This is a genomic window from Vibrio sp. 1457 (genome assembly GCF_033340195.1).
GTDB classification, from domain to species: Bacteria; Pseudomonadota; Gammaproteobacteria; order Enterobacterales; family Vibrionaceae; genus Vibrio; species Vibrio alginolyticus.
Genome location: NZ_JAWOWA010000147.1, coordinates 1 through 1039, shown reverse-complemented (window position 1 = coordinate 1039; position 1039 = coordinate 1). Strand labels below are relative to the sequence as shown.

The 1039-nt window shown below is 48.5% G+C and carries 4 protein-coding genes; all 4 read right to left on the bottom strand.

Annotation, left to right across the window (positions count from 1 at the left end; all coding sequences use genetic code 11):
• The coding region (locus R7Z41_RS24735) for a DNA-formamidopyrimidine glycosylase family protein (protein WP_411913151.1) at positions 1-136 on the bottom strand (136 nt) is incomplete at its 3' end.
• Positions 137-233: 97 nt separating this feature from the next.
• Complete coding sequence (rpmG, locus tag R7Z41_RS24430) at positions 234-401, bottom strand: 50S ribosomal protein L33 (protein WP_001051798.1); 168 nt, start codon at positions 399-401, stop codon at positions 234-236.
• A 20-nt stretch (positions 402-421) separates the two neighbouring features.
• The gene (rpmB, locus tag R7Z41_RS24425; protein WP_000091955.1) at positions 422-658 is read right to left on the bottom strand and encodes a 50S ribosomal protein L28; all 237 of its coding nucleotides are present in this window, start codon (positions 656-658) and stop codon (positions 422-424) included.
• Between the two features lie 216 nt (positions 659-874).
• Positions 875-1039 (bottom strand): JAB domain-containing protein (locus R7Z41_RS24420; RefSeq protein ID WP_318141695.1); only part of this gene is annotated, 165 nt, incomplete at its 5' end.

Below are 1039 nucleotides of genomic sequence, written 5' to 3'. Positions count from 1 at the left end.
CGCTTAAACGGTAGATCTCTTCTGAAACCGACCAGCGCAAGCGTCCGTTGCGCACCACTGCAAGAAGAATGGGTGCACCAACGAGATGCGGCTCTATGCCGCGACGGCTGGTCTCAAGTTCGGGTAATTCAGGCATAGCATCTCTAGGAATGAACAGATGCAATCAATATGGGGGCAAGCAGATAACAAAAAACCCCGCCGGAGCGAGGTTTTTTGTTACATCAAAGCGAGAATTATTTGATTTTCGCTTCTTTGTAGATCACGTGCTGACGAACAACTGGATCGAATTTTTTCAGTTCCAGTTTTTCCGGCTTAGTACGTTTGTTCTTCGTAGTGGTATAGAAGTGACCAGTACCAGCAGAAGAAACCAGCTTGATTTTCTCACGAATACCTTTAGCCATGATTTATTTCCTCTAAGTACTTAGTACTTTTCGCCACGGGCACGCAGTTCAGCCAGAACTGTATCGATGCCTTTTTTATCGATTACACGCATACCTTTAGCAGATACGCGCAGGGTGACAAAACGCTTCTCGCTCTCAACCCAGAAACGGTGAGAGTGCAAGTTCGGCAGGAAACGGCGTTTAGTCGCGTTCAGTGCGTGGGAACGGTTGTTACCGGTCACCGGACGCTTGCCAGTAACTTGGCAGACTCGGGACATGTCTATTCTCCAAAAATCAAATTAGCTCGAGCTTCGTATGGGGTATTGGCGCCTCGTCAGGCTTTACAGCCCGGTCATCGCAGTTCTATGTGAACTCTCGATTGCCAGGCCCAAATGCCAAACCCGAGATTCTCAAAGGTGGCGTAGTATACGCTGACTCAGCGATGTGCTCAAGTCCCGAACAGACAAAGATCCCGAAGGATCGCGCATAGCGGGTTAAATCCAGCCGCGTTCGGCAAAAGAAACATACTCTCCACGCCCAATCACGATATGGTCGAGCACGCGTAAATCCATGAACTGACAACTCTTTATTATCCGTTCAGTAATGAGTTTATCCGCTTTACTGGGTTCAGCACAACCCGAAGGGTGATTATGTGCAAG

Coding starts and splice junctions, on each gene's coding strand:
- rpmG (WP_001051798.1), bottom strand. CDS start 401: ATGGCTAAAGGTATTCGTGAGAAAATCAAGCTGGTTTCTTCTGCTGGT.
- rpmB (WP_000091955.1), bottom strand. CDS start 658: ATGTCCCGAGTCTGCCAAGTTACTGGCAAGCGTCCGGTGACCGGTAAC.